General features: G+C 62.0%; 21 protein-coding genes and 1 tRNA gene. 11 read left to right on the top strand and 11 right to left on the bottom strand.

All coding sequences use genetic code 11. The annotated features are described in order from the left end of the window. The coding region (locus tag ACR0NY_RS10670; RefSeq protein ID WP_480636862.1) for an EF-Tu C-terminal domain-related protein at positions 1 to 98 on the top strand (98 nt) is incomplete at its 5' end. A gap of 176 nt (positions 99 to 274) precedes the next feature. After that, the gene (locus ACR0NY_RS10665; protein ID WP_170367671.1) at positions 275 to 538 is read left to right on the top strand and encodes a hypothetical protein; all 264 of its coding nucleotides are present in this window, start codon (positions 275 to 277) and stop codon (positions 536 to 538) included. Here the strand turns inward: ACR0NY_RS10665 and ACR0NY_RS10660 are convergent, their stop codons facing one another. Continuing rightward, positions 539 to 1,243, bottom strand: coding sequence for a lysophospholipid acyltransferase family protein (locus ACR0NY_RS10660; protein ID WP_170367673.1), 705 nt, complete (start codon positions 1,241 to 1,243; stop codon positions 539 to 541). It lies immediately after the preceding gene. 144 nt (positions 1,244 to 1,387) lie between these two features. Between ACR0NY_RS10660 and ACR0NY_RS10655 the strand changes: the two genes are divergently transcribed. From ACR0NY_RS10655 to lptF, 8 genes are all read left to right on the top strand, one after another. Beyond that, positions 1,388 to 1,463 (top strand) — tRNA-Trp (locus ACR0NY_RS10655). Between the two features lie 204 nt (positions 1,464 to 1,667). Next, the gene (locus tag ACR0NY_RS10650) at positions 1,668 to 4,982 is read left to right on the top strand and encodes an adenylate/guanylate cyclase domain-containing protein (protein WP_170367675.1); all 3,315 of its coding nucleotides are present in this window, start codon (positions 1,668 to 1,670) and stop codon (positions 4,980 to 4,982) included. A gap of 123 nt (positions 4,983 to 5,105) precedes the next feature. Further along, positions 5,106 to 6,665 (top strand): FAD-binding oxidoreductase, encoded by a 1,560-nt coding sequence (locus ACR0NY_RS10645; RefSeq protein WP_170339501.1) that lies wholly within the window; start codon positions 5,106 to 5,108, stop codon positions 6,663 to 6,665. Positions 6,666 to 6,709: 44 nt separating this feature from the next. Continuing rightward, complete coding sequence (locus ACR0NY_RS10640; protein ID WP_170339503.1) at positions 6,710 to 8,410, top strand: hypothetical protein; 1,701 nt, start codon at positions 6,710 to 6,712, stop codon at positions 8,408 to 8,410. Then, on the top strand, positions 8,403 to 10,160 hold the full coding sequence (locus ACR0NY_RS10635) for a ferritin-like domain-containing protein (protein ID WP_170367677.1): 1,758 nt from the start codon (positions 8,403 to 8,405) through the stop codon (positions 10,158 to 10,160). The genes ACR0NY_RS10640 and ACR0NY_RS10635 overlap by 8 nt, the downstream gene beginning before the upstream one ends. Continuing rightward, complete coding sequence (locus ACR0NY_RS10630) at positions 10,157 to 11,464, top strand: radical SAM/SPASM domain-containing protein (RefSeq protein ID WP_170339507.1); 1,308 nt, start codon at positions 10,157 to 10,159, stop codon at positions 11,462 to 11,464. Before ACR0NY_RS10635 ends, ACR0NY_RS10630 begins: the two co-directional genes overlap by 4 nt. Before the next feature lie 11 nt (positions 11,465 to 11,475). Continuing rightward, the gene (gene qhpG, locus ACR0NY_RS10625; protein WP_170367679.1) at positions 11,476 to 12,915 is read left to right on the top strand and encodes a flavin-dependent monooxygenase QhpG; all 1,440 of its coding nucleotides are present in this window, start codon (positions 11,476 to 11,478) and stop codon (positions 12,913 to 12,915) included. A 51-nt stretch (positions 12,916 to 12,966) separates the two neighbouring features. Beyond that, on the top strand, positions 12,967 to 14,106 hold the full coding sequence (gene lptF / locus ACR0NY_RS10620) for an LPS export ABC transporter permease LptF (protein WP_170367681.1): 1,140 nt from the start codon (positions 12,967 to 12,969) through the stop codon (positions 14,104 to 14,106). Between the two features lie 2 nt (positions 14,107 to 14,108). On the opposite strand, the gene ACR0NY_RS10615 is transcribed toward lptF, so the two are convergent. Next, complete coding sequence (locus tag ACR0NY_RS10615) at positions 14,109 to 14,945, bottom strand: LysR family transcriptional regulator (protein WP_254432874.1); 837 nt, start codon at positions 14,943 to 14,945, stop codon at positions 14,109 to 14,111. A 104-nt stretch (positions 14,946 to 15,049) separates the two neighbouring features. Between ACR0NY_RS10615 and ACR0NY_RS10610 the strand changes: the two genes are divergently transcribed. Beyond that, positions 15,050 to 15,640, top strand: a complete 591-nt coding sequence (locus tag ACR0NY_RS10610) for an HD domain-containing protein (protein WP_170367684.1) — start codon at positions 15,050 to 15,052, stop codon at positions 15,638 to 15,640. Here the strand turns inward: ACR0NY_RS10610 and speB are convergent. The 9 genes from speB to ACR0NY_RS10565 form a co-directional block, all read right to left on the bottom strand. Next, entirely contained in the window at positions 15,637 to 16,479 is an 843-nt protein-coding gene (gene speB, locus ACR0NY_RS10605) for an agmatinase (RefSeq protein WP_170367686.1), read from the bottom strand. The two genes, ACR0NY_RS10610 and speB, sit on opposite strands and share 4 nt — an antisense overlap. Next, complete coding sequence (nspC, locus tag ACR0NY_RS10600; RefSeq protein ID WP_170367688.1) at positions 16,476 to 17,645, bottom strand: carboxynorspermidine decarboxylase; 1,170 nt, start codon at positions 17,643 to 17,645, stop codon at positions 16,476 to 16,478. The genes speB and nspC overlap by 4 nt, the downstream gene beginning before the upstream one ends. A 131-nt stretch (positions 17,646 to 17,776) precedes the next feature. Then, the gene (locus tag ACR0NY_RS10595; protein ID WP_170367690.1) at positions 17,777 to 18,988 is read right to left on the bottom strand and encodes a saccharopine dehydrogenase family protein; all 1,212 of its coding nucleotides are present in this window, start codon (positions 18,986 to 18,988) and stop codon (positions 17,777 to 17,779) included. A gap of 23 nt (positions 18,989 to 19,011) precedes the next feature. Beyond that, positions 19,012 to 20,901: a biosynthetic arginine decarboxylase gene (gene speA, locus ACR0NY_RS10590; protein ID WP_170367692.1), complete on the bottom strand. Its 1,890-nt coding sequence runs from the start codon at positions 20,899 to 20,901 to the stop codon at positions 19,012 to 19,014. A gap of 99 nt (positions 20,902 to 21,000) precedes the next feature. Beyond that, complete coding sequence (locus tag ACR0NY_RS10585) at positions 21,001 to 22,089, bottom strand: DUF1513 domain-containing protein (RefSeq protein ID WP_170367694.1); 1,089 nt, start codon at positions 22,087 to 22,089, stop codon at positions 21,001 to 21,003. Positions 22,090 to 22,092: 3 nt separating this feature from the next. Beyond that, the gene (locus ACR0NY_RS10580) at positions 22,093 to 23,103 is read right to left on the bottom strand and encodes an imelysin family protein (protein WP_170367696.1); all 1,011 of its coding nucleotides are present in this window, start codon (positions 23,101 to 23,103) and stop codon (positions 22,093 to 22,095) included. Between the two features lie 3 nt (positions 23,104 to 23,106). Beyond that, positions 23,107 to 24,654, bottom strand: a complete 1,548-nt coding sequence (locus ACR0NY_RS10575) for a di-heme oxidoreductase family protein (RefSeq protein WP_437342577.1) — start codon at positions 24,652 to 24,654, stop codon at positions 23,107 to 23,109. Beyond that, positions 24,614 to 25,099 (bottom strand): bacterioferritin, encoded by a 486-nt coding sequence (bfr, locus tag ACR0NY_RS10570; RefSeq protein WP_149776400.1) that lies wholly within the window; start codon positions 25,097 to 25,099, stop codon positions 24,614 to 24,616. The genes ACR0NY_RS10575 and bfr overlap by 41 nt, the downstream gene beginning before the upstream one ends. Beyond that, on the bottom strand, positions 25,047 to 25,340 hold the full coding sequence (locus tag ACR0NY_RS10565) for a (2Fe-2S)-binding protein (RefSeq protein ID WP_093964444.1): 294 nt from the start codon (positions 25,338 to 25,340) through the stop codon (positions 25,047 to 25,049). Before ACR0NY_RS10565 ends, bfr begins: the two co-directional genes overlap by 53 nt. Positions 25,341 to 25,454 lie beyond the last annotated feature (114 nt).

Genomic DNA, 25,454 nt, shown 5'->3' with positions numbered 1-25,454 from the left:
TGATCGCCCCGATCGCCATGGAAAACGGTCTGCGCTTCGCCATCCGCGAAGGCGGCCGCACCGTCGGCGCAGGCGTCGTGTCCAAAATCATCGAGTAAGGCGCATCAGCGCATACTGATGGAAAGGGCGTCCCTTGGGGCGCCCTTTTTCTTATTGTGAAGCCGATCAGACTGTTTCAAGTCTGCCAGTGTTTTCGATTTGATGGTGCCGCAACCCTTGGCTTTAGTAATCTTAACCATCCGCCCATCTGCTCCAGATGCTGAATGTCTACTTGATGAGCAACGCCGACAGCGACCTATGCACGCTCGGCAGAATGCCCGAACAGCAGGAGGACGCGATGTTTGGCTTTGAGTTTCTGAACTACGGGGCGCAAATCCTTCACAACAAGGATCTGGAAGATATGCGCGAGGCCATTCTCAGCGATGATGATCACGAAGTCGACTGCACCGTCAGCGATTTTTGTCGGGAACGCAGAAGGTTTGGGGGCAAGCAAACCGGCGCCTTGCGCGGTGACTTTGGCGGAAAGCAGGCGGGCTGATCAGAGCTTTGGTTCCCAAGGAGTGCGACCGACCATACGATCCGCCTCGGCGGTGATATCATTCATGTGCTTCTCGAGGCTTTGGCGCAGTTGCTCGATCTGCTCGTCCGTGGCCTTGCGGGGTACGGTCTCAGTCCATTCGCGGCACAGAAAGACGCCTTCGTTGCGCCAGGGGCGCGGCAGCAGCAGCCGGTCCCAGGTGCCGGCCTCACGGCCATGGCGGGCCGAATAGGTGATGCCAAAAATGCGTTTGCCCGAGCTGCGCGCCCAGACCAGCGGGACGGTCGAGCACACCCGTTCCGGGCCGCGCGGACCGTCGGCAGCTATGCCGATCGAGATCCCCTGTTTTATCTTGCCCAACACTTCACGCGACAGGGCCACGTGACGCTTGTGGCTGGACATGGCGATGGTGTCCATGCCGAAGAGTTTCTGCACCCGGCCCACCATGCTGCCGGCGCGCGCGGCCGATGTGATCGAGCAGATGCGCCCCTCGTCCAGCGGAAAGAAATAGGGCGACTGGGCCAGCCGCTGGTGCCACAGCACGACGATGACCGGCTCGCCCTGTTCCGCGAGCTTGTCCAACTCATCATAGCCGATCCGCTGCCATTTGGTGTTGCGATGGACCATCCTGATGTAGCTGGCGATGCGGCGCGCGGCCCAGTTCAGGGTTGTCTCGCTGTCGGCAATCTTCTTGCGAAGGCTCAAGGGTAATTTCCTCTCGGTGGGCCGAACCTTGTCTTATAGAACTGCACGACGCACGCAACTTCTTTGTCGATTGCATATGTGTCCGAGAAACTGAAAAAGCCTCTTGAGTCCGTCGCGCCGCTGGCATATCTCATGGCGCACCACAGGGGTATAGCTCAGTTGGTAGAGCGACGGTCTCCAAAACCGTAGGTCGCGGGTTCGAACCCTGCTGCCCCTGCCATTCTCCAAGCAATTCAGCAATGCTGCCTCCACGGTCAACCGTGCTGCGCCGGTTTGGTGCGCCAAACCTCTTGACGTGCGGGTAAAGAACGAAAAGGCTGTTCAGTCAGTTGGATAATGAACGGGCCACGGTTTGCGACGCGCGATCTGCGCGGGTTGGACCGTGCCAAAACAATCCGGCGTTGGACAGGCCGTTGGGGGAGAAATGACGGATATCGCCGCTTTTCTGGAGAAGTTGGGGCTGTCCAAATACGCGCCCGCCTTCGCTGCGGCAGAAGTGGCCTTGTCCGACCTCGTTCATCTGTCCGAGCATGATCTGATCGATCTCGGGCTACCGCTGGGTCCCCGGCGTCGCCTGCTTGCCGCAACCGCGCGTTTTGCCCAGGACACGGCCGGTGACGCCGTGCACACCCGCCGACAGGGCAAAATCGTGGCCGAGCGCCGGCAGTTGACGGTCATGTTCGTTGATCTCGTCGGCTCGACGGCAATGTCCGAGCGCCTGGATCCGGAAGATCTGGGCGAGCTGGTGCGGCGATTCAAAGAGACTTGCACAACCGCCGTCTCGAAATTCGGTGGTCACATCGCCTGTTTCATGGGGGATGGTGCGATGATCTATTTCGGCTATCCGCACGCGCAGGAGGATGCGGCCTCGCGCGCGATCGAGGCCGGGTTGCAGATTTTGGACGAACTGCCCGCGATCGACCGAAAGGAAGAGCTGCAGGCGCGGATCGGAATCGCCACGGGACTTGTGGTGGTCGGCACCATCTATGGGGACGGGTTGCGGGAAAACGACGTGGTCATGGGGCGGACGCCGAATCTGGCCGCCCGCCTGCAGGGTCTGGCCGAACCAAATTCGCTGATCATCAGCCCTTCGACGCGCCGCCTGATCGGTGGCGCTTTCCGGCTGAAGGATTCCGGCAGGCATGTTCTGAAGGGGTTTGCGGACGAGATTCAGGCCTGGATCGTGGAGGGTACCGCACGGATCGAACGGCGGTTCGAGATCAATCCCGAAGCGGGTTCCGGCCGACTGATCGGTCGCGGCTCCGAGTTTCGCAAGCTGTGTGACAAGTGGAACGAAGCCAGTCACGGGGCGGGTCAATCCGTTCTGATCTCAGGTGAGGCGGGGATCGGAAAGTCGCGGCTGATCGAAGGGTTGGCGCACGAGTTGCAGGGGCAGGATATTCTGCGTCTGAATTTCCAATGTTCGCCGCTGCACTCAAGCAGTGCCCTGTATCCGATCGTGCAGCAACTGGAACGTTCAGCCGGGTTCGCGCCGGCGGATACGGACGCCCAAAAGCTGGACAAGCTTCTGCCGCTGCTGCGGTATCTGACGTCCGAACAACAGCGCCTTATTGCGGATCTGTTGAGCATCGATGCCGATGATGCATTGGGGCCCTTGGACCTGCCGCCGCAGGTCAAGTTGGAAAAGACGCTGGAAGCCGTAACGCAGCAATTGGTGTCGATGGCCCGAAGCAAACCCGTTCTGTTGCTGTTCGAAGACGCGCATTGGGTGGACCCGACCACGCTTTCGCTGACGGATAGGGTAATCGAGCGGATCCGTGACCTGCCGGTTCTTATCGTGGTCACGGCCCGGCAGGGGTTCGACCCCAGCTGGGGGCACCACCACAACACGTTGCACATCCCCCTGACCCGATTGCCGAATGCCGAGGTGGCGGAAATCGTCACGGATGTCGCGGGGGGCAAGCCTTTGCCGGGACCGGTCTGCGACCTGATTGCCGCCAAGACCGATGGGATCCCGCTCTTTGTACAGGAGGTGACGCGCGGCCTTCTGGAATCCGGCCAGTTGCGGCTGACCGAGGATGGCTATGTCCTGCGCGGTCCGCTGCCGTCGCTGTCGGTACCCAGCACGCTCAAGGATTCGCTGATGGAGCGTCTCGACCGCCTGGGTATGGCAAAGGACGTGGCGCAGACCGGCGCCGTGTTCGGGCGACGCTTTTCGGTGGCTCTGGTCGCGGCGGTCTCCATGCTGCCGACGGCGTCGATGCAGGCCAGCCTGGAACAATTGGCCATGGCGGGCATCATCCAGCGGCCACCGGACGGGGCCGAGGACGAATACCTGTTTCGCCATGCCCTGATCCGGGACATGGCCTATGACAGCCTTCTGCGATCCGAGCGGCAGGTCCTGCACGACCAGGCTGCGGGTGTATTGCTGGACCAGCAACCCTATCTTGCACAGACCCAGCCCGAAGTTCTGGCCCAGCACTATACGCTGGCAAATCGCCCCGAAGAGGCCGTTACTCATTGGCAAAACGCCGGTCAGAGAGCGATCGAGCGGTCGGCCCTGTCCGAAGCACTGACCCATTTGTCCAAGGCGCTCGGTCTTGTCTCAGACCTGCCGAAAAGCCGCGACCGCGACTTGCGCGAGATTGACCTGCAAGTGCTTCGGGCCGGTGTCTTGCGCTCGACTGACGGGATTGCAGGCGAAGCGACAGGCGAGGCCTATGGCCGGCTGCGCGAGCTGTGCCGTCGGGCCCGCGAGACGGAACGCCTTTTCCCGGTTCTCAATGGGCTTTATGCGTTTCACCTTGTGCGGGCCGAGTACCGCCTGGCCGGTGAGGTGGCGGACCAGATCCTGGACCTGGCTGAAGTCAGCGGCCGGACCGAGCACCGGATGGTAGGGCACCGCGCCATGGGGGCCGTACAACTGCACATCGGCAATCTGACCGATGCCAGAGCGCACCTTGAGCAGGCCTGGACCCTTTACGATTTCAAAACACATGGGAAGCTGGCCTATGTCTATGGCACCGACCATGCGGCCATCACAGCTGGCTTCCTGGGGGTCTGTTACAGCCTGATGGGTGAGCCGGCCCGTGCGCGAAAGGTTCAGGCGCAAGCTTTGGACTGGGCCAATGAATTGCAACACGCGCACAGCGTAGCCCAGGTCTTGACCTATACGTGCATGGTCCATCTGTTGCACCGTGATATCGACGCACTGATCGCGACCGTCGCACCGCTGGAGGAGATTTCTCGCGAGCACAGGTTGGCCTTCATGTCGATCACCGCCCGCATGTGGCTCGGTTGGGCGCGGGCGCACCGCACCCCGGACGCCGAGCACATCGCGGCCCTGCGGCAGGCGTCGGATGACTGGTGGTCTAGTGGCGCCGGAAACTACAAAAGCTTCTTTCTATCGCTGATCGCGGAACTTCTGGTGCGTGCCGGGGGGCTCAAGGCCGCCAAGCAGGCGCTGACGCAGGCTGAACTTTGGCGCAAAGATACCGACGAAGGCTGGGCCGATGCCGAGGTTTTCAGGGTCCGCTCGTTGCTTGACGATCATGAGCGGAAAGATCCTGAACCGATCCTCAAACAGGCGGTGTCCGAGGCGCGCAAATGCGGGGCCAGCCTGTTCGAACTGCGCGCAGCCGTGGCGCTGACGCGCCACGTTTCCAAAACCGCGGGGAAGCCGGGGCCATGGCTGTCGGATGCCCTGGAACGTTTCGACCCAAAGGCCGACATCCCGGAATTGCTTGAAGCCCGGGCATTGCTTGAAACGATCTCTTGACCGGTACGGAAGCTTTCTGCCAGCTTGGGACGGGCAGAAATGGGTTGATGGAAAGACCGTAAAACGTGCGCGCAGTGTTTTTTCCCTGCGCGTTCTGCATGTTATGCCAAGGGAGCGTCCATCATGCGCAAGATAAGCAAGACTATTCTGGCCAAGGATCGCGTCGCCTCCAGCCGAACGGACCTATCGCTGCAGCGCTATCATCCGATTACGCCCGAGCAGATACGGGAGTTTGAAAAAGGCCTGGTTGGATCGGTCGTTTTGCCGACGGACCCGAACTACAACACGGATCGCCAACTTTGGAACCCGGCCTTTCAGGACTACCCGGAAATCATTGTCTATTGCGAAACCATTCAGGACGTGCGGGCCAGTCTGGCCTTCGCGCGGGCCCATGATCTGTGGGTGGTCAGCCGATCGGGCCGGCACAGTACGGCGGGGTACTCGGTCAACAATGCGATGGTGCTGGATACCAGCAGGATGTGTTACGTGACGGTCGATCCAGATACCCCGATGGCCTATGTCGGCCCCGGTACCCCGTTCAAAGTCCTGAACTCGGTGCTGGATTCCTATCACCTGCATGTGCCGGGTGGCGCGTGTCAGGATGTCTGCGTGGCCGGATTCATGATGGGCGGAGGATACGGGTTCACGTCGCGCCTGTTCGGAATGGCCTGCGACAATGTCCTGGGCGTGACGGTTATGCTGTGGGATGGCAGTATCGTAATCGCGGATGACACGACCAACCCCGATCTTTTCTGGGCGATCCGGGGAGGCACCGGCAACAATTTCGGGGTGCTTCTGGAAATCCGGTTCAAGCTGCACAACCTTTACGAAGTTTGGGGCGTTCATATCAAATGGCCGCTGGACAGGGCTGCCAAGGCTTTGGAGTTTCTGCAGGCCAACTACATGAAGGACGGACTCTCGGACAAATTTGGGGCCTACATCTTTCTGGCTTATCAAGGAGACCAGAAGGTTCTTTTGGTCTCGGCCCTATATCACGGCCCCGAAGACGAAGGGCGCCGGGTCATCCAGCCGCTGCTGGACGAACCCATCGGCGGCCACATGGAAAACAGCAAGACAGGAACCTACCAGCAGATCAATTCCTGGCTGTATGACGAGAAATACGACATCCCGGTGGTCCCGGATCAAGCCCGCGAAGACAAGCAGGGCGGGTATATCGCCCGCCAGTTGTCGCAAGATGAATGGCAAAGGGTCGTCGATTATCTGGACAGCACGCCGAACGCCTACGGGGCGGTGGCGATCGAGCCGTATGGCGGGGCGATCAACCGAATGCCGGTTGGCAAACAGGGAAACGCCTTCATTCACCGCGACGTGTCGATGAATTTCTACGTTGACGTGTTTTGGTTGTCCGAGGATGAGAAAGACGTCGTGGTCCCATGGCTGGATGGGTTCATGCAGATGATGACGGACGAGGGCTTCTTCATCGACCGCTGTTATCAAAATTATCCGCGGCGCACTCAGTTGAACTATCGATGGCTCTATTGGGGCGACAACTTCAACTCACTTCTGTTCGTGAAGCAGAAATTCGACCCCCAGAACTTCTTTCACTACCAGCAGAGCATTTCTCCGGTTCCGGACGACGCGCCGCCGGACATCATTCGGGATAAGTCGACTCCGTTCTTCTCGGACCCGACGATCACCTATCAAAGCTATTCGTACCCCTGAAAACAGGTTGCGGAGCGGCATGGCCAAACTGGAGAGGGCCCGGCATGGACACGATACAGGAAATCTTCTTTTTGCCGCCGATGGCCGTTGCCAGGCTTGGTCCGGGCGAGACCCCGCTGGAAAGCTACGAATGGCAGCAGGATCTGGACGCGCATGGCAACAACAAGACGGTCATACGCTCGAACGTGACTTTGCGGGAAAACGAGGATGGGAGTGTCTCGGCCCACCTGCCGGACCCGCGGAAGATCCGATTTCGGGATGAAGGCACCGGCGCCCTGCGCCCGGTCGCGCCGTTCTTTGAGCTGTGGGCGCGGATGTTCGATGCTGAAACCGGCGAGGCCTATGAAACTCCTGTCACTCTGAACCTTCTTGAAGGGCAGGGGCTGTCGCTGAAGAACATCCGCTACACTGTCGCTGTAGGCAATCAGAAAGCCGCCCGCCGCACCGGAGATGCAGCCTGCGGGTTTCGCGCCCGGGTCGAGATCGCGGCCGAGGACTTTTCTCCCAAACCCTTGCTGGCCTTCAGCCCGCACACGTCGGAACAGCAGCCGCTGGTCTATGAACACAACCCGATCCCGCTGGGCTCGGTGCGGGTTGTCCGCCCGGTCCAAGGGACGGACGAGCCGGTGCCCGGCGAGATGGTGGACCGCAGTCTTCTGCGTTTGCGGTTCACTCCGCCCAAGGGCGAGGTATACGGCCCGCCCGATGCCGCCTTCGGCCCTGCAACCCTTGCTGTGCCGGGATACAAGAATGACCCGCCCAAATCGGAATATGGCCGGATTCATGAGATCGTGCCGGCGCAGAACCGCATCCTGAACCCGGACACGCCCTGGTCGAAATGGATCATGATGTCGGGGTTGTCTGATGATCCCGAACCGCATGACAGTTATGATGGTGCCCGAGTCGGCAACGATCAGTCCTGGGGGGTGGTTGACGACACCTGTGATGGAACGATCGAAGCCACGCTGGCTGTTCGAGGTCAGCGTTTGGTCGCCCGGGCGCGCATCTTCACCGGACCGCCGGATTTCGCTCCGGATTGCCGGCCTTTCTACAGCCTCGAAGACGATCTGGCGGATCGCGACATGTCGTTGATCTCGGTCACCGCAGAAAACTACCTTGATGCAAAAACCGAAGTGGTCGACATCTTCCGAAAGGCGTTCGAGACCAACAGCCTGATCAATCTGGATGACATCCGGGCACAAGGCCTCAAAGACAACGCCTCTCTTCAGGCTCAGACCAATATCGCTCCCACACCGGGCCTGCCGTCCACCGATGCGGCATCGATGACGGAAAAGGACGCGGTGCCTCCCGACAAGATCGACGAGTTGATCCGCCCACAGCCGGTGTCGGTTTTCTCGAACTCGGTCCCGAATGAACAGCTGCCCTATACGGTCGCCACCAAGTTTGTGCACGAGCAGTTGATCGATGAGGAAAACCTTTTGGACTTTCTGCGCCGCAGGCCTGATTTCGTGCGGCGATTGATGCGCCCGCCCTTTGGCATTCTGGCCCAGTTCGAAGAGGATCCGAACCCTGACCAGACACCCGATCCCGCCTTCCGCGACCCGCGGATCGTGCGCGACATGATGCACGACGCCCGCATGCCGCCCTACATGCGGGATTCCAACTATTTTCCGCTCTCGCTGTCACGGCGGCAGTACCATCTGGTGATGTCTTTCATCGATTACCTCGAGGCGCACCCGCCCGCGCCCGGAACCGAACCGGTAGGAGAGCCTCGGGATGTCTGACAAACCAGCGCCGATCCGCATCAAACCCCGCAATCTGACGGCCCGTGCGGCCTACAAGGTGCCCGGCAACCCTGACAACACCCGGCTGGACGGGTCGGTCGGAAATTGTTTCCCGGGGCTGGAAATGGACGTACGCGACCTTGATCGCCGGTTCTTTCCGGGATTGGTTTTCAATGCCGTACGTGTCCCACTGAACCCGGTTCCGGAAGCACCCGAAAACACGCAAGGGTTTCATCTGGTCTATGTCGACTATTTCTATGACCCGATGTTGCCCGATGACAGTTCGGCACCTTGGGTGCAGGACTTGCTGGACGCCTATCGTGGCGAAATCGGCGCCGAGCTGTCCAGCGGCCGGTGGTTTCTGGCCTGGGTCGAACAAGGCGGTCGACGTATCTCGTTCCGCGACGACACGGGCAAACCCTACGACGGCATGCTGGTCTGGCGGTTCATCCGCAGCCTTGAATGCGGCGACGACCATCCGGTGACCATCGCACTGGAGCGGCGCAATCACGACGGTGTCGTCGACGCACCGCCGGTCGTCCTGCATGGATACCGCCGGCAGTACCGCACCGAAGCCGGCGTGTTCGATACGGCCTACGACCCCGGAGAGCTGACCCAAAGCCTGTGCAATCCCTGGTCGCATGACTTTCGGGATTGCGGCTGCCACTACTGGCCATCAAACCACCCGGATGTGGTCACTGCCGAAGTACCGCATGACACCCGCCTGCCGACTGGTGCGCCCGACGATCCGGTTGTGGCCGAAACCTATCTGGATTGGCTGCGCTCGGACAAATCGCCCTCGGGCAATGTGGCGGCGTTGAATACCGTCGAACAGAACCGCCCGTTTCAGATCGACCATTACGAGGTCAACCAGATGTGGAGCGACCTGCCGATCGTAGTCGAGGGACGCGAGACCGGCGAAGTCTATGAGGCCGACACGGACCTGCCCGGTGTCGAACCGTATGAAAGCGTAGCGGCGATGGTCAAAGACCTGCAGACCCGTCTGGCGCCGATGGAGATGACGCTCAGCCTGCAATACCTCTATGCCTATTTTTCGCTGGCCGATCCCGAAACCGTCGGTTCCGAGCGCTGGCCAACGCTGAAGGATGATCTGATCTTTGCGCGGCGCGCCCTGCTTGAAGTTGCGATCGGCGAGATGACCCACATGCGCTGGGCAAACCAGTTGCTGTGGTCGTTGCAGGGCAAGGATTACGAACCGGTGCTGACGCCCGCGCTTGCCCTGCCCATCGGACCCAAGCGGATCATCCCACGGTCGTTGCGCCCTTTGACGCCTGAGGCCATCGACGACTTCATCGAGATCGAACGCCCCGACGGGTTCATAGACCGCGCTTATGCCCAGTGCGTGGCGACACTGGAACACAAGGCGTTCACCGATCGGCGCCTGTATGCTTTGGCCGTGCGGATCGACACCGACGGCGACGAACATTTTCTGCGGTTCCGCCAGATGAAGGACGTTCTGGCCAAATACCAAACGGGCCGCGGCACACCTGCCTATCTGCGCCCGATCCAAGTGGGCTCGGAAACGCAGGCGAAAGAGGCACTGGATCTGTTCCGCCGCATCACCGATGGGCTGGAACAGGCCTATCAAAACGAGGCTCAGAACCGATTCACCGAAGCGCAGGAGTATATCCAGCAGGTGCGCGACACGATGAAAAGCTTCCGGGTCGCCGGTGAAGCCTTGGCGGAAAAGGGTATCGGTATCCCGTTCTGGCCCGAGGTCGAGACATGACCCACCCATCTGCCGAGGTGCATTTTTTCGAAACGACCTTGGGCGAGCACATGCTGGCCGTAGATGGCTCGCGCGTGTTCGACGTGCCCGACGGAACGGCGGATCACTTCGCCCGTATGACCGCCGAAGGACAGCGAGGGTTTCTGTCGAAGATGGGTCTTGATGGTGTGCCGTTCATTGACGCCGCGCCGCCGCGCCGCATGCCGGTCAGGTCTTTGTCGCTGGCGGTCGCGCAGAAATGCAACTTGGCGTGCACATATTGCTATGCCTCGCAGGGCAGCTTTGGTGGTCCTGCCCGCAGTATGGAATGGGAGGTCGCGAAAGCCTCGGTCGATCGGCTGATCATGGACGCGGAACCCCGCTCCCGGATCAATCTTGCCTTCCTGGGAGGCGAGCCGTTGATCAATCGCGACCTGATCCGAAAAACGACGATTTATGCTGCCGAACACGCGCAACGCAACAACGTGGATGTGGGCTTTTCGATCACGACGAACGGCACGTTGCTGCGCCCGGAGGACGCTGAGTTTTTCGAAGACCACGCCTTTGCCGTCACCATCAGTCTGGATGGTGTTGGCAAGGCACATGACCGGCTGCGCCCCAACCGGGGTGGGCGCGGCAGCTACGACATCATTCTGCGCAAGGTGCAGCCGTTGCTGGACAAACAACATCGCATGCAGGTGGGCGCTCGGGTCACCGTGACACCGCGCAACCTCGAGCTGCCTGAGACCCTGAACCATTTCATAGGCTTGGGTTTCCACTCGGTCGGGTTCTCACCCATGCTGGCTTCGCCAACCGGGCGCGAAGAAATGAGCAGCAAGGACATGGCCGAAATGCTTTCGCAGATGATCCGCTGCGGACGCGTTTTCGAAGACGCCGTGCTGCAGGGCCGCCGCTTTCCCTTCTCGAACATGGCCGCCGCAATGCACGAGATCCACCGTGGCACGCACCGGCCCTACGCTTGCGGAGCCGGTGGCGGATATTTCGGGGTTTCGGCGGATGGCGATCTGTTCGCCTGCCACCGCTTCGTCGAGGATGACTTGGCCGCGATGGGCAACGTCCATGACGGCCCGGATGCGCGACGAGAAGCCTGGCTGGCCGAGCGCCACGTGCACAACCAATCGCCGTGCAACACCTGTTGGGCACGGTACATGTGCGGTGGCGGTTGCCATCACGAGGTCATTCATCGTGGCCGCCCGGCATGTGATTATATCCGCGGTTGGCTGGATTTTTGCCTGCAGGCCTATGTCCGGCTGTCGGCTGCCCGCCCGGATTTCTTCGGCGACGCAGCCCGCCGTTCGGCCTGAGGGCGCAGCGGATGGCGGCCGAGATTGAAACCGAGATCTGCGTGATCGGCGGTGGTCCGGCCGGGGCTATGACGGCGATGCGGCTGGCACAGCTGGGGCGACGAGTCTGTCTGCTGGAACGCGCCATCTTCCCACGCCCACATATCGGCGAGTCACTTCCTTCCTCCATCTGGCCCATTCTGCGGTTTCTGGGTGTGGACGATGCGATGAAAGCTGCGGGATTCCTGCAATCGTCGGGTTCCGTCCTTATGTGGGGCGGGGCGTTTGAAAGGAGAGGTGAGCCAGTTGACGATCCGGGCCTTCTGGTGGATCGCAGCCGGTTCGATGCCATCCTACTGGACGCTGCACGCCAGTCGGGTGTTCGTGTGTTGCAACCCGCACGCGCCTATCGACCACGGCGCACCGGCGCCGGTTGGGAGGTTCCGATCCTGACTGCGCAGGGAAAAAGCCGACTGCGCGCCGACCTTTTGGTGGATGCGGCGGGCAAGCATGCGGGCCTGGGTCGAAGGTTCCGCCCGGCCTCAGCGCCATTGACAGCGCTCTATGCCTATTGGCAAGCCCCTCCGGGTTTTGGCACGCAGGCCCGCGTGGAGGCTGGTGATGCCCATTGGTATTGGGGCGCAGCACAGCCGGATGGTACGGTCAACGCTTGCATTTTCATTGACCCGTCGGATTGCACTGGTTTGTCGCCGGCAGCCCGGCGTGATCTGTATCTGAACCTTCTGGCACGATCGACTCTTCTGGCCGGCTGTCTGGAGCAGGCGCGGATGGGCCCGGTGCGCCGGTGTGATGCCAGCAGCCAATGTGAATTGACACCGCCCGCCGATGATCTGCTGCGTGTGGGCGAAGCGAGTTTCTCGGTCGATGCGCTGTCATCGCAAGGGGTGCAACTGTCTATGGCGCAGGCCATGCAGGCGGCAGTGGTTGCGAACACGATTCTGACTCGGCCCTGCGACACCAACATCGCGCTGGGATTCTATTCGGGACGACAGCGCGAACGCGTAGAAACCCACGCCGAATTGGCGGCGGCATTCTATGCACGTCACCACGAGGTCACCTCTGGTCCGTTCTGGAGCCAGCGCGCACAGCCTCTGGACTGGCTTCGCCGCCCGCCTGCGGACCTGCAGAACGCCGAGTTGTCCCCGGGCGAGGTGCTTCGCCGGTCGCCGGAGGCGAAGCTGATACAGGGCGGTGTGCAAGGCGACGCGTATGTTGTGCGGTCAGAGATTCTGACCCACCCCAATTTGCCGCGCCCGGTCCACTCGCTGGCGGGGGCCGAACTGGCGCCGTTGATATCCGATCTGCGCGACTCACGCTCTGTGCCCGATATTCTGCAGCGATGGTCGAGCCGCATCGGACCCACCTCGGCGGCACAGGTCCTGCGGTGGCTGTGGCACACCAAAATCCTTGTGCCGGCCGGTGAGTTGGGGCGCAATCGCAGTTCCCCTTGACTGGCGAATGGCCTAATGTCCCGCCAGGATAAAACAGCCGAAAGAGGTCACATGTCGCGCTTTGATGGGTATTTCCTGCGGCAGCTATTGGTTCTTTTCGGCTTTTTCACGCTTGTTCTGGTGGGCGTGTTCTGGATCACCCGCTCGGTCAGCCTGTTCGAACACGTCATCAGTGGCGGCCAGTCGGCTATGGTGTTTCTGGAATTCACGGCGCTGACACTGCCGACGCTTGTCCGAACGGTCATGCCGATGGCGGTTTTTGCCGCCGCAGTCTATGCCACCAACCGGCTGAGCCGGGAAAGCGAGCTGACCGTGATGCTGGCAACCGGGTCCAGCCCATGGCGGCTGGGCCGGGCGGTGTTGCTATTTGGTCTGGTGGCGGGGCTAATGATGGCGATCGTCAGCGTCATTCTGCGGCCCGCATCCGTTGAACAGCTGGAATTGCGCCAGGCAGAGGTGGCAGGTGACATCACCGCGCAGTTGCTCAACGAGGGTGAGTTCATGCACCCGGCTCGCGGCGTGACCGTCTATATCGGTCGGATTGATCTGGATGGCACATTGCACGAGGTGTTCGTGTCCGACCGTCGCGATCAGGAAAACCCCGCCACATACTCCAGCACGTCCGCCTATCTGGTGAACAACGGATCCGGCGTTCATCTGGTCATGGTGGATGGGGTTGCATTGCGGCTGAACAAGGAAGGCAAGACGCTGTCGTCGACCCTTTTCGACGATGCATCATACGACATTTCGGAGCTGTCCCGAAACACCGACAATGGACGCCGCAGTCTTGAGGCGATTCCGACGATCGAGTTGTTGGGCGATCTTGACGCCGTCGCCGCGGCGGATGGCTACCCGTTGGGGGAATTGGTGGAAGAGCTGCACCAACGGTTCTCCTGGATCGCGATCTGCATCACCGTGGCGCTGGTGGGGTATTCGACGCTGATGCTGGGCAGTTTTTCCCGGTTCGGCCTTTGGCCACAGATATTCGCAGCATTCACGATTCTTGTCTTGTTGGAAGGTGTGCGTGGGTTCGTGTCTCCGGTGGTGATCAAGGATGCGAAACTTTGGCCGATGCTCTATGGTCCAGCCGTTGTCGGGTTCGCAATATCGGCCGTGTTCCTGGCTTTCGCCGGAAGACCGATCATTCGCCGGCGGGTGAGAGCCGCCGCACCTGCGCCATCCCCAGCCTAAGATCAGCCCCGCAGATCTGACAGGCACTGGTGTAATTCACCCAACAGTTTTTGGTGGTCATCCTCTGCGCGTGAGACAAGGTGGACTGGTAGAATTAGCGGTGCCGCTTCCTCGACTTTGCGAAGCGCGCCATTCGCAAGGTGCGGGGCGACGACGCTATGCGGGAAAAAACCGCGCCCGCCGCGTTGCAGGATATAGCGCAGTGCCATCATGCAATTGCCCAGAAACACGGTTTGCCCAGCAGACAACCGGGCCAGACCGCGTACATGCTCCTGATAGCCTTCACCAAGTTCGAGGTTGATGAAAACAGGATCGCTGCCGGACTTAGCCAGATGGGGCGTCTCGACAAGGATCAAATGCTCAGGCGGCAAGTCCTGGCACGAGATCCCGGACCGCGATGGCCTCTCATGTGTCAACGCCACGTCCAGAACGTGCGAAGCAACGGCCTCGGCCATGTTCAGCGTGTGGTCATAGTTGAGCGTCAACAGAAGTTTGCCAAACCTCTGCTCGAACCGGACGGCCAGATCGACCAGAAGCGGGTCCCAGATGCTGAGCTGAGCGCCCAGGCGAAGGGCCACACGACCTTGACTTTGGGCCGGCAGGTCCTGCGAGGCGAAGGACCAAAGCGACAGCATCTGTTCGGCGTAGGGTTTGAACTGCGCCCCGAAGTCGGTGAGGCTGGTACCGCCGGCACCACGTGAAAACAGGGCTTTGCCCGTGGCCGCCTCAAGCTGGCGGATCCGTGCACTGACAGCCGTCTGTGTCACGTTCATCCGTCGGGCCGCAGCATGGAAACCACCGGCTTCCGCCACACATAAAAACGTTTCGAGCTCACGCATCTGCATGTGAAACTATTTTTTGATCGGCGTGATAAAATCAATTCATTTTTTCTATTGGGTGGTCGCGACTAGTCTGGCAGTGACCCGCAGCCAAAGGACCCGCCATGCTGGACAAAAGCCACAAACCCACCTGGACCAGTTTCGAAGAGGCCACCAAGGGCGATTGGGACGCCGTCATGGAATATGAAGAGGCCTATAACGCGGCTTTGCCCGACCGAATTCTGGACGCGATCCGGTCCTTGGACGAGGAATGGACACCCTATCCGGTCAACCGGTATCAGCACAGCCTGCAGGCTGCGACGCGGGCCTATGAGGATGGCGCGGATGAGGAACTGGTCGTTGCTGCTCTGATCCATGACACCGGGGACATCCTGTCGCCCTACAACCACGGTGAGCTGTCAGCGGCGATGATGAAGCCCTATGTCAGCGAACGCACCCATTGGATCCTGAAACATCACTGCGTGTTCCAGGGCTATTACTACAACCACCATCTGGGTGGGGACCGCAACGCGCGCGACAAGTACCGCGACAGCCCCTATTGGGAGGACTGCCGCTATTTCTGCCACGAATACGATCAAAAGGCGTTCGACCCGGACTATCCGACCAGGCCGCTGGAGTTCTTCGAGCCCATGCTGCGTCGCGTCCTGAACAAGGGCGAGGGGCATATGGAACTGAACGAAACCGCGGACGCCTAGCAGGAGGCCATCAGGCGATAGACAATCTGTGCCGCGGTGAAATCCCACGCCGCGTTGCCGTCCGGGGCCAGTTCGACCACGTCGAAGCCCACGCAGCGGCGGCCTTTCAAGGCGTGGTCGACAAGATGCAGCGCCTGATAGTATCCCAGACCGCCCGGAACCGGTGTGCCGGTGGCGGGCATCAGCGACGGATCAAGCCCGTCGACGTCAAAGCTGACATAGACCAGTTCGGGAAAATCCTCAGGTAGGTCGACGGCATGGATGTTGCCGGTCACCAGCTCTTCGGCATCCACATGGAAGACACGGTTCTTCAGACGACTTTTGGCTTCTTCGGTCGAGAAGGCGCGTACGCCGAATTGCGCCAGACGGACGCCTTCCTCGGCCAGCAGGTGCATGACCGAGGCATGGCTGTGCCTTTCCCCCTGGTAGGCGTTGCGCAGGTCGGCATGGGCGTCGATTTGCACGATGCCGAGGGGCTGACCCAATGCGCGGGCCACGCCCATCACCGCGCCATAGCTCAGCGAGTGTTCACCGCCCAGCGTGACCGGCACCTTGCCGGCGCGGACGGCGGCCTCGGTGCGCTGGGCGAGGCGCTCCATGACGTCCGGCAGCGGGCCTTCGCAGTCCAGCGGGGGCTCGGTAAAGATGCCTTCGACGCAGGGTTCGGCGTGGCCCGTGATGCGTTCGAGTTCGTTGCTGGCTGCGATAATCGCGGCGGGGCCGCCTGCCGTGCCCGAACCGTAGGAGACCGTGCGCTCCAGCGGCACCGGGATGACACGGAACCGGGCGTCTTCGCTGCGTTCGTCCTCGGTCAGTTCGCTGTCGAGGAAAATGCTCATGATAGCCTCTTTTTGAAGTCGTCGTAGCCGAATTGCTTGATGATCTTCAGATCATCGGTTTCGCTGTTCCAAAGGGCGATGGTGGGCAGGGGCACGCCGTTGAACGTGTTGGTCTTGACCATCGAGTAGTGCGCCTGATCGAGGAAGGCAAAGCGCTGCCCGATCTGCAGGGGTTCCGCCCAAGTGTAGTCGCCGATCACGTCGCCCGCCAGACACGAGGGGCCGCCCAGACGATAGGTGTGGCCGGTTTCGGCCTCGTCCAGCAGGGCAGGGCGATAGGGGGCCTCGATCACGTCGGGCATGTGGCAGGTGGCCGAGATGTCGGTGATTGCCAGATCCATGCCATTGTGCGGCAGGTCGAGGATTTCGCCCACCAGGATGCCCGCATCCAGTGCCACGGCCTCGCCGGGTTCCAGATAGACCTCGACGCCGTATTTGGCGCGGATGGTCTTGATGAACTCCACCAGCCCGTCGCGGTCATAGTCGCTGCGGGTGATATGGTGGCCGCCGCCGAAATTCAGCCATTTCAACCCGTTCAGGAAGGGGGCGAGTTTCGGTTCGATCGCCGCCCATGTGCGCGCCAGCGGCTCGAACCCCTGTTCGCAGAGCGTGTGCATGTGCAGGCCATCCACGCCCTCCAGCGCCTTGGCGTCTAGTTGGCTGACCGGGGTGCCGAGGCGCGAGCACGGGGCGCAGGGGTCGTATTTCGCAACCTCGCCTTCGGAATGCTCGGGGTTGATGCGCAGCCCGACCTGCCGCCCGGCGGCCTGTGCCTTGGCCAAAAAGCGGTCTTTCTGCGCGGGGCTGTTGAAGATGATGTGATCCGACAGCGCGAGGATTTCGTCGATATCGGCGTCCTTGTAGCCCGCGCAGAAAGTCGCGACCTCGCCGCCATATTCCTCGCGCCCCAGCCGCGCCTCAAAGATGCCGCTGGCGCAGGTGCCGCCGAGATACTGGCGCACCAGCGGGGCCAGCGCGAACATCGAAAAGGCCTTGAGCGCCGACAGGATATGCGCGCCGGAATGCTCTCCGATATCGGCCAGAACCGCCAGGTTCCGCTCCACCGCCTTTTCGTCGACGACGAAGCAGGGAGAGGGGACGCGGGTCAGGTCGAAGTGGCGGAAGGCGCCGGCGTCTCCGGCTTGTGTCTGCATCAGTTGGGTCATGTCCGGCGTCTCCGATTGGTGGATAGGCCAGGGGTGCGACTTGTCGCCATTGGCGCTCGGACCAATGGCGACCCCCCCGGGATATTTTGGGCCAGATGAAGCAGGGCGGTCGCGAGGACCGCCCCGAGGGTTCAGAACTCGACCGGGCCGTCGAGTTCGTGGACCTGCCAAGGCAGGCCGTGCTTGTTCAGCATGTCCATGAAGTCATCCGGGTCGAGCTGTTCCATGTTCCACACGCCCGGCTCGCGCCAGTTGCCTTTCAGTATCTGTGCCGCGCCGATCATGGCGGGGACGCCGGTGGTGTAGCTGACGGCCTGGCTGCCGACCTCGCGGTAGCATTCCTCGTGGTCGCAGATGTTGTAGATGTAATAGGTCTTTTCGCCCGAGCCGTCCTTGGCCTGACCGGTGGCGATGTCGCCGATGCAGGCCTTGCCCTTGGTTTCGGCGCCCAGATCGCCGGGATCGGGCAGCAGGGTTTTCAGGAACTGGATCGGGATGATCTCGACGCCGTTGTGCACCACCGGGTCGATCCGGGTCATGCCGACATTCTGCAGCACCTTGGCATGGGTGATGTAGGCGTCGCCGAAGGTCATCCAGAACCGGGCGCGCTCGATCTCGGGGAAGTGGGTCGACAGCGACTCCAGTTCCTCGTGATACATCAGGTACATGTTCTTCGGGCCGATACCGGGGAAGTCGAACTCGACCTTGTGGGTCATGGCCGGTGTCACCTTCCACTCGCCGCATTCCCAGTGGCGGGCGTCGGCCAGAACCTCGCGCAGGTTGATCTCGGGGTTGAAGTTGGTGGCGAATTCCTGATCGTTCTGGCCGCCATTGGCGTCCAGAACGTCGATCTGGCGGATCGTGTCCAGCTTGTGTTTCTTGAGCCATTTGGCGAAGACGGATGTAACGCCCGGATCAAAGCCCGAGCCGAGGATCGCGGTCAGGCCGGCCTGCTTGAACTTGTCCTGATAGGCCCATTGCCAATGGTATTCGAACTTGGCCTCGTCCTCGGGCTCGTAGTTTGCGGTGTCGAGGTAGTGGCACCCGGCCTCGAGGCAGGCGTCCATCAGAACCAGGTCCTGATAGGGCAGGGCCAGGTTCACTAGAAGCTCGGCCTCGGTGTCCTTGATCAGCTTGACGGTGTCGGCGACGTTGTAGGCGTCAAGCTCGGCCGTCTTGATGTCGACGCCGGTGCGTTCCTTGACCGATTTGGCGATGGCGTCGCATTTCGCCTTGGTGCGGCTGGCCAGCGTGATCTCGGTGAAGATGTCGGAATTCATCGCCATCTTGTGCACGGCGGCGTGGCTGACGCCACCTGCGCCAACAACCAGTGTCTTGCCCATGGAAAATTCTCCTTTCGCCGGGGTTATTCGTAGTAGGTATAGCCGTTGATGCTGTCGCGGTAAGCGCTCATCAGGGTTTTGCGGTCTTTGGCCTGAAGCGTGCCGGTCGAGATCGCCTCGTCCACCATCTTGCGGAAGGCAGCGATGCAGTCGCTGGGGTCGAACTCGACATAGGACAGGACTTCGCTGATCGTATCACCCTCTTGTTCGTGCAGCAGGTCGAACCCGCCGTCGGCGCGCAGGTCAATCGTGACCACGTTCGTGTCGCCGAACAGGTTGTGCAGATCGCCCAGTGTTTCCTGATAGGCGCCGACGAAGAAGACACCCATGTAGTAATCGCGATCTTCCGGCAGGGAATGCACGGGCAGGCTGGGCGAGACGCCGTCGGCCAGGATGAACCGGTCGATCTTGCCGTCGCTGTCGCAGGTGATGTCGGACAGCACCGCGCGGCGGTCGGGGGCCTGGTCCAGCATCTGCAGCGGCACGATCGGGTGCAACTGGTCGATCGCCCAGACATCGGGCAGCGACTGGAACAGCGAGAAGTTGCAGTGATAGATGTCGGCCAGCTTCTCCAACTGGTCGTCCACATCGGTTTCGACCTCGTCCGAGGCCGCCAGTGCCTTGATCCGCGCCATAAGCGACAGGTAGATGCGCTCGGCCCGGGCCATCTGGCGCAGGTCGACATAGCCACGGCGGAACAGGGCGCGCAGCTCGTTGCGATAGAAGGTGGCGTCGTTCCAGCATTCCTGCAGCCGGTCGTGGCTGAGATAACCGTTCACCGCCGCCAGATCGGACACCATGTGGTGATCGTCGGGTTCCACCTCGGGGCCATCGGGCGCGTCATAGAGCGTGCTTTCCAGCACGTTGAACACCAGCATCGACGAGGTCGCCACCACGGCGCGGCCGCTCTCGGTCACCAGCGTGGGGTGGTCCACCTCGGCCTCGTCCATGGCATAGGCCACGGTCTCCACCACATTGGCGCAGTATTCCTCGACCGTGTAGTTGATCGAGTTCTCGGTCGCCTTCTTCTCGCCCGTGTAGTCGACGCCCATGCCGCCGCCCAGATCCAGGTGCGTCAGCGGCACGCCTTCGCGGGTCAGCTCAGTGTAATAACGGCAGGCCTCACCCACGGCGCGGCGCACGTCGTTCACGTCGGGCACCTGGCTGCCCAGATGCGAATGCTGCAGCTTCAGGCAATGCAGCAGGCCCGCATCGCGCAGCTTGTCGACGACCGCGACCAGCTGATCGGTGTTCATGCCAAAGGTCGACCGATCCCCCGAGCTTTCCTGCCATTTGCCGCTGATCTGGTTGGTCAGTTTCACCCGCACGCCCAGCAGCGGCTCGATGCCCAGCCGTTCGTAGACCTCGATGACCGTGTCGGCCTCTTTCGGGCTCTCCAACACGATGACCGTGTTGAACCCGATCTTGCGGCTGAGAATGGCCAACTCGATGAACTCTGCGTCCTTGACTCCGTTGCACACGATCAGCGCCTCGGGGGCCAGACGGTGCGCCAGGGCGATCACCAGTTCGGGTTTCGAACCGGCCTCGAGCCCGTAATTGTATTGCTTGCCGAACTCGACGATCCGGTCGACGACCTGCGCCTGCTGGTTCACCTTGATCGGGAACACGCCGCGATAGGACCCCTTGTAGCCGGTGCGCGCAATCGCATCGCGGAAGCTTTCGTTGATATGCGCGATCTCGTGCTCCAGATACGAGCTGATGCGCAGGATCATCGGCGCCTTGATCCCGCGCTGATCAAGGTCGTGCAGAATGCCAGGCAGGCTGATGGCCGCCGCATCGGGTGCCATGGGATTGCGCAGACCGATCTCGCCGTCCTCCGTCACCTCGATGAGGCCCTTGCCCCATTTTTCAACTCCGTAGATGGAATGCGGTGCGACGGGCGTCTGTTTCAATCAAGTCAGTCCTTGCGTTGCAGGCGTGGAAATTTCGCCCGCCAATACGGCAGCCGTTCGATTCTTCCAAGTGTAATCTGTATCGGAGGTTAGCCCAATTCAGATCGCAGGGCGAATGGGAACCAGATGGTTGTCCCAGTGGACCCGAGGATGTGGCGACACAGCCGGGTTTGGCCCGACCAAATGCCCCACATCGCCATGCCCGGTGGTAAAGACAAAGCCGGATGGCCCGGGGCCCAACCCGCACACGTCGCTGAGCGAATGGGCGCGTTCAAAACGGGCTGCCTCGGCATCAAAGACGTGCAGCGCGTTGCCACGCGGGCAGGTGATGGCGACCTGCCGACCCTCGGCGGAAAAGGCGACACTGCCTGCATAGCCGGCCAGCGTCGCCTGTATGTCTTCCGTTGCGGACAGCAGGTGGTAACGGCCACCTCGCCGATGCAGCCCCAGCAGCGCCGGGTCGTGGGACAGGTCGCCCTGCCACTGCATCGCAAAGGCCAGCAGGCCATCCGCGCGAACGGCCAGATGCCGGATCGAATTCTTGTGCAGCGCCGCAGGCAGTTCGACCTGCTCCAGAACCGATCCGTCGAGGCTGACATAGGTCAGGTTCGGGCGCATGGTCGGCAGGTTCAGCTTGGTGCGGCCTGTGTCCGGATGGGTTTCGATGCCGCCGTTGGCGATGGCCAGAGATTTGCCGTCGGGCATCAACACCACATCATGGGGGCCGACCCCCGCTGAAGAAAACTCGCCCATCCGGGCATAGCCCTTGGCAGCGTCCCAGACGCCGATGACACCGGTGCCTGCCTCATAGTCGTTTTCGGTGGTGAACAACCGGCGGCCGTCGGGCGAAAATGCGCCGTGGCCATAGAAATGACGCCCGGCCGGCGCCTCGAGCCGGGTCAGCTGGTCCCCGGTCGCGCAATCGATCACAAGCGCAAATCGCCCCGGACGGCGCGCGAATGCAACGGCCCGCGCCAGATGGGGATGGGCGGCGGCGGCATGCCCGCGGCCGGGCAGGGGGACCGAGAACCGAAACTCTCCTGAACCGGTCAGCCCGACCAGGCGGTACGACCCATCGTCGAACAGCGCAGCCGACAGGAAATCGGGCGAACCGACCTCAGCCCAGCCCGGCAGGGGGGCAAGAGTGGCCGCTGCCAAACCGGCCAGGAATCCTCGGCGGCTAGTCATGGGTCAGTCTCCGTCCAGCGAATTGAACCCGGCACTGATGCCGAGGGTCGGGCCCAGCTGTGCGGCGGCCAGGCTGCGGATGTCGTTGATCGACTGCTGCAGCGCCTCGATCCGCAGTCGCCCCTGTGGCTCGGCCACGCCAGCCAGCGCGGGATCGTCCAGCGCCTGCGCCCGGGCGATGCTGCGGGCAAAGGCATCGTCCAGCGCGGCGGCAATCTGCGGGTGGTCGGCCGCCAACCGCGCCGCCAGATCGCGCAGCGCCACCAGCGACAGTTCCACATGCCGCAGCGACCGCAGCGACCGGCGGGCCTCGGCCCGGTTGGGGCGGGGGCGGTCGAAACTGCCCATCGGGCGGCCCAAGCGCGTATCGGCCGTGAATTCGAGCCCAGTGGTCAGGGCCTTGTAGAGCTCCTGCAGGGCTTCGTCGGAGGACCGATAGGGGCTGTCCGGCCCGGGTTGGGTCATGATGCGGGCATAGCCGTGCCAGTCCCGGTCGATGGCCCCGGCCGTGCGATGGATGTCGGCGGCGATGGCGCGGATCAACCCGCAGCGATAGGCCGCATCGCCCTGATCGGCAAAGGCCGGTTCGTACAGCATCCTCTCGAGCGCGAGGAAGCCGCGCCCCGCGATCGAGGTTTCTGCAAAGGCATCGGGGTCGGCAATGGCCGGGTCTTCGGCCGCGATCATCGCCGACAGCGCCTTGGGCGTGAACCCTTTGCTGTCGGGCCAGAAGGCCAGGGCAAAGGCACGATCTCCGACCTCGGTCGGACCGAACCGCAGGTGGCTTGCGGATATCCAGGCGTCAAAGGCGGCGTGATAGGCCGCGCGCAGATCGGCGGACCCCGGCGCGCAGTCGGCTCGTGCGGCAGCATCCAGCGTGGCGGTCATTTCGACAAGTTGCTCGAAACGCGGCAGGATATGGGCCTGGGTCACGTCGGTCAGGATCGCATCGCGGCTTTGTGCCACCGCGCAGAGGGGGATCAATGCGGAAAGGATCACGGCAATCAGGCGCATGGGTCAGAGACTCTCCAGGAACCGGATCAACGCATCGCGGTCGGGTTTGGGCATGGAAACGACTGCATCGCGCGCGGCCTGGGCCTCGCCGCCGTGCCACAGGACCGCTTCGAGAAGCGAGCGCGCCCGGCCATCATGCAGGAACTGGGTATGCCCCGAGACCCGTTCGGTCAGGCCGATGCCCCACAGTGGCGCGGTACGCCATTCGCGGCCCGTGGCGCGGGCCTCGGGGCGGTTGTCGGCCAGTCCCTCGCCCATGTCGTGCAGCAGCAGGTCCGTGTAGGGCCAGATCAGCTGGAAACTGTGCTCGGGCCGGTCGGGCAGACGGTGGGTGACGAAAGCAGGCGTGTGACAGGACGCGCAGCCAATGGTGTGGAAAACCTCTTTCCCGCGCAGAACTTGCGGGTCATCCACATCGCGGCGGGCGGGAACGCCCAGGTTGCGGCTGTAGAAGGCCACCAGATCCATGCCCTGCTGGTCGATCTCGAAGCCGCGTTCGTCGCCGTCACCATGCGGGGCGGTCTGGCAATCGGCCTGGGCCGGGGTGCAGTCGCCAAATGGCGCGGGGTAGAGCGGGCTGGAAATGCCGATATCGCCGGCGAAGGCCGCGGCCGACTGCTCCATGATCGTCGGCATGCCCGCCTTCAGCCCGAACCGGCCCAGCATGGGTTCGCCGAATTCCGTCGACCACACGATGTTGGGCCGCCCCGAGATCCCGTCTCCATTGGCATCTTCCGGGTCGGCCTTGGCCAGGATGTCCTCGGCCGGGATCGCCTCGAGCAGGCCCAGACCGATCATCTGCGGCGCCACGCGTGGGCTGAGCATCGCGTCCGGGTGCAACGGCCCATAGCCCAGATCGGCCGCTCTGTAGGTGGGCTTGCGCAGCGACACGGTTTCGCCGTCGGACAGTTCCACCGGGATTTCCTCGTAGGTGATGTCCAGCCGGTATTCGGCCTGGTGGCCGGGCAGGGCGAAATCCTGCATCTGGCCGCCATAGGTGGGTTCGGGCAGGGTAGCGAGATACCCTTCGATCCCTTCCGGCGCGTCCGCAGGCGTTCCGGGGATGGAAACGCGCAGGAACATCGAAATGGCGTTGTCTTCGGGTCCGGCCGGGGTGTGGCCACGCCCGTCCTTGATGTGACAGCGCTGGCACGACCGGGCATTGAACAGCGGCCCCAACCCATCCGAGGCCAGGGTCGAGGACGGGGACGACACCCAGACCTTCTTGAACAGCCCGTTGCCGACTTTGAAATCCAGTTCCTGCTCAAAGCTCAGGTTGGCCGAGGGTTGCGAGAATGCATCCGCATCGGTCCGGGCGCGCACCGTTGCGGCGCCTGCCGGCAGGTCCTCATAGCGCTGGGGCTGTGTGAAATCCGACGGCGCTGCGGTGACTGTGGCAATCCGTGCCCGTTCAGCGTCGGTTCGGGGGAGGGGGTTCAAATGACTGTCCCGCAGATCCTGCGACAGGGAAGGGGTGGCCGCAAGGACGGCCACCGCCAGAAAACCAGACCTATTCGGCCTCGTCCATTTTCGATGCATTGAGTTGCGCATAATTTGCTTCGCCGAGTCTTTCGTACAGATCGAGCTGGGTTTCGAGGAAATCGATATGGCCTTCTTCATCGGCCATCAGTTGTTCGAACAGCGCCATCGACACGAAGTCGCCGGCCTGTTGGCAGTATTCGCGCGCTTCCTTGTACAGGGCCCGGGCGTCGATCTCGGCCGCCAGGTCGCATTCCAGGGTTTCCTTGGGCGTCTGGCCGATGCGCAGCGGGTCGAGCTTTTGCAAGTTGGGGTGGCCGCCCAGGAAGATGATCCTCTCGATCAGCTTGTCCGCGTGCTGCATCTCTTCGATGCTTTCCTCGCGGCTTTTCTTGGCCATGTGGCCCAGGCCCCAGTCCTCCTGCAGGCGGTAATGCAGCCAGTACTGGCTGACTGCGGTCAATTCATGCCGCAGGGACTTGTTTAGGTATTCGATGACTTTGGGGTCGCCCTTCATCTGCACTCTCCTGTGTAGCATCCACGCGCAGGGCGCGGAGTTGCATGGGTACTTCGAGGTTATCGGTTGCGCGCATCGTGTCCAGAAACAGCGGCATACACCCGCCACAATCCGCCGATTTTCCCAAAGCATGGTAAATCTTGCCCGGCGTGATGATGGTTTGAGGATCTGCCGCGCGCATCCAGTCGATTGCCGCGCGGATGTCGTGATCCGTGATGTTGGTGCAGTGGCAGACGATCATGGCGACTCGGCTCTTTTTAATTCCTAGTCAAATAGTAGGGTATTTGCTTCGGGTCCAGACACAGCTTGTCGCAGGGCCGGGCGCAAGCAGTCGCCACGCCCGGCCGCTTTGGTT

Source organism: Ruegeria sp. BJ5 (genome assembly GCF_056537865.1).
Note: the sequence above shows the minus strand (reverse complement) of the source record. Positions and strands in the feature narration are given on the sequence as shown.

What these genes read in the sequence shown, in the direction of transcription:
- ACR0NY_RS10595 (WP_170367690.1), bottom strand. Translation starts at nt 18,988, where the DNA reads ATGGGCAAGACACTGGTTGTTGGCGCAGGTGGCGTCAGCCACGCCGCC.
- nspC (WP_170367688.1), bottom strand. Translation starts at nt 17,645, where the DNA reads ATGACCCAACTGATGCAGACACAAGCCGGAGACGCCGGCGCCTTCCGC.
- ACR0NY_RS10645 (WP_170339501.1), top strand. Translation starts at nt 5,106, where the DNA reads ATGCGCAAGATAAGCAAGACTATTCTGGCCAAGGATCGCGTCGCCTCC.
- ACR0NY_RS10565 (WP_093964444.1), bottom strand. Translation starts at nt 25,340, where the DNA reads ATGATCGTCTGCCACTGCACCAACATCACGGATCACGACATCCGCGCG.
- ACR0NY_RS10630 (WP_170339507.1), top strand. Translation starts at nt 10,157, where the DNA reads ATGACCCACCCATCTGCCGAGGTGCATTTTTTCGAAACGACCTTGGGC.
- speB (WP_170367686.1), bottom strand. Translation starts at nt 16,479, where the DNA reads ATGAGCATTTTCCTCGACAGCGAACTGACCGAGGACGAACGCAGCGAA.
- ACR0NY_RS10575 (WP_437342577.1), bottom strand. Translation starts at nt 24,654, where the DNA reads ATGCGCAACTCAATGCATCGAAAATGGACGAGGCCGAATAGGTCTGGT.
- ACR0NY_RS10640 (WP_170339503.1), top strand. Translation starts at nt 6,710, where the DNA reads ATGGACACGATACAGGAAATCTTCTTTTTGCCGCCGATGGCCGTTGCC.
- ACR0NY_RS10665 (WP_170367671.1), top strand. Translation starts at nt 275, where the DNA reads ATGAGCAACGCCGACAGCGACCTATGCACGCTCGGCAGAATGCCCGAA.
- lptF (WP_170367681.1), top strand. Translation starts at nt 12,967, where the DNA reads ATGTCGCGCTTTGATGGGTATTTCCTGCGGCAGCTATTGGTTCTTTTC.
- qhpG (WP_170367679.1), top strand. Translation starts at nt 11,476, where the DNA reads ATGGCGGCCGAGATTGAAACCGAGATCTGCGTGATCGGCGGTGGTCCG.
- ACR0NY_RS10650 (WP_170367675.1), top strand. Translation starts at nt 1,668, where the DNA reads ATGACGGATATCGCCGCTTTTCTGGAGAAGTTGGGGCTGTCCAAATAC.
- bfr (WP_149776400.1), bottom strand. Translation starts at nt 25,099, where the DNA reads ATGAAGGGCGACCCCAAAGTCATCGAATACCTAAACAAGTCCCTGCGG.
- ACR0NY_RS10615 (WP_254432874.1), bottom strand. Translation starts at nt 14,945, where the DNA reads ATGCGTGAGCTCGAAACGTTTTTATGTGTGGCGGAAGCCGGTGGTTTC.
- ACR0NY_RS10635 (WP_170367677.1), top strand. Translation starts at nt 8,403, where the DNA reads ATGTCTGACAAACCAGCGCCGATCCGCATCAAACCCCGCAATCTGACG.
- ACR0NY_RS10580 (WP_170367696.1), bottom strand. Translation starts at nt 23,103, where the DNA reads ATGCGCCTGATTGCCGTGATCCTTTCCGCATTGATCCCCCTCTGCGCG.
- ACR0NY_RS10610 (WP_170367684.1), top strand. Translation starts at nt 15,050, where the DNA reads ATGCTGGACAAAAGCCACAAACCCACCTGGACCAGTTTCGAAGAGGCC.
- ACR0NY_RS10585 (WP_170367694.1), bottom strand. Translation starts at nt 22,089, where the DNA reads ATGACTAGCCGCCGAGGATTCCTGGCCGGTTTGGCAGCGGCCACTCTT.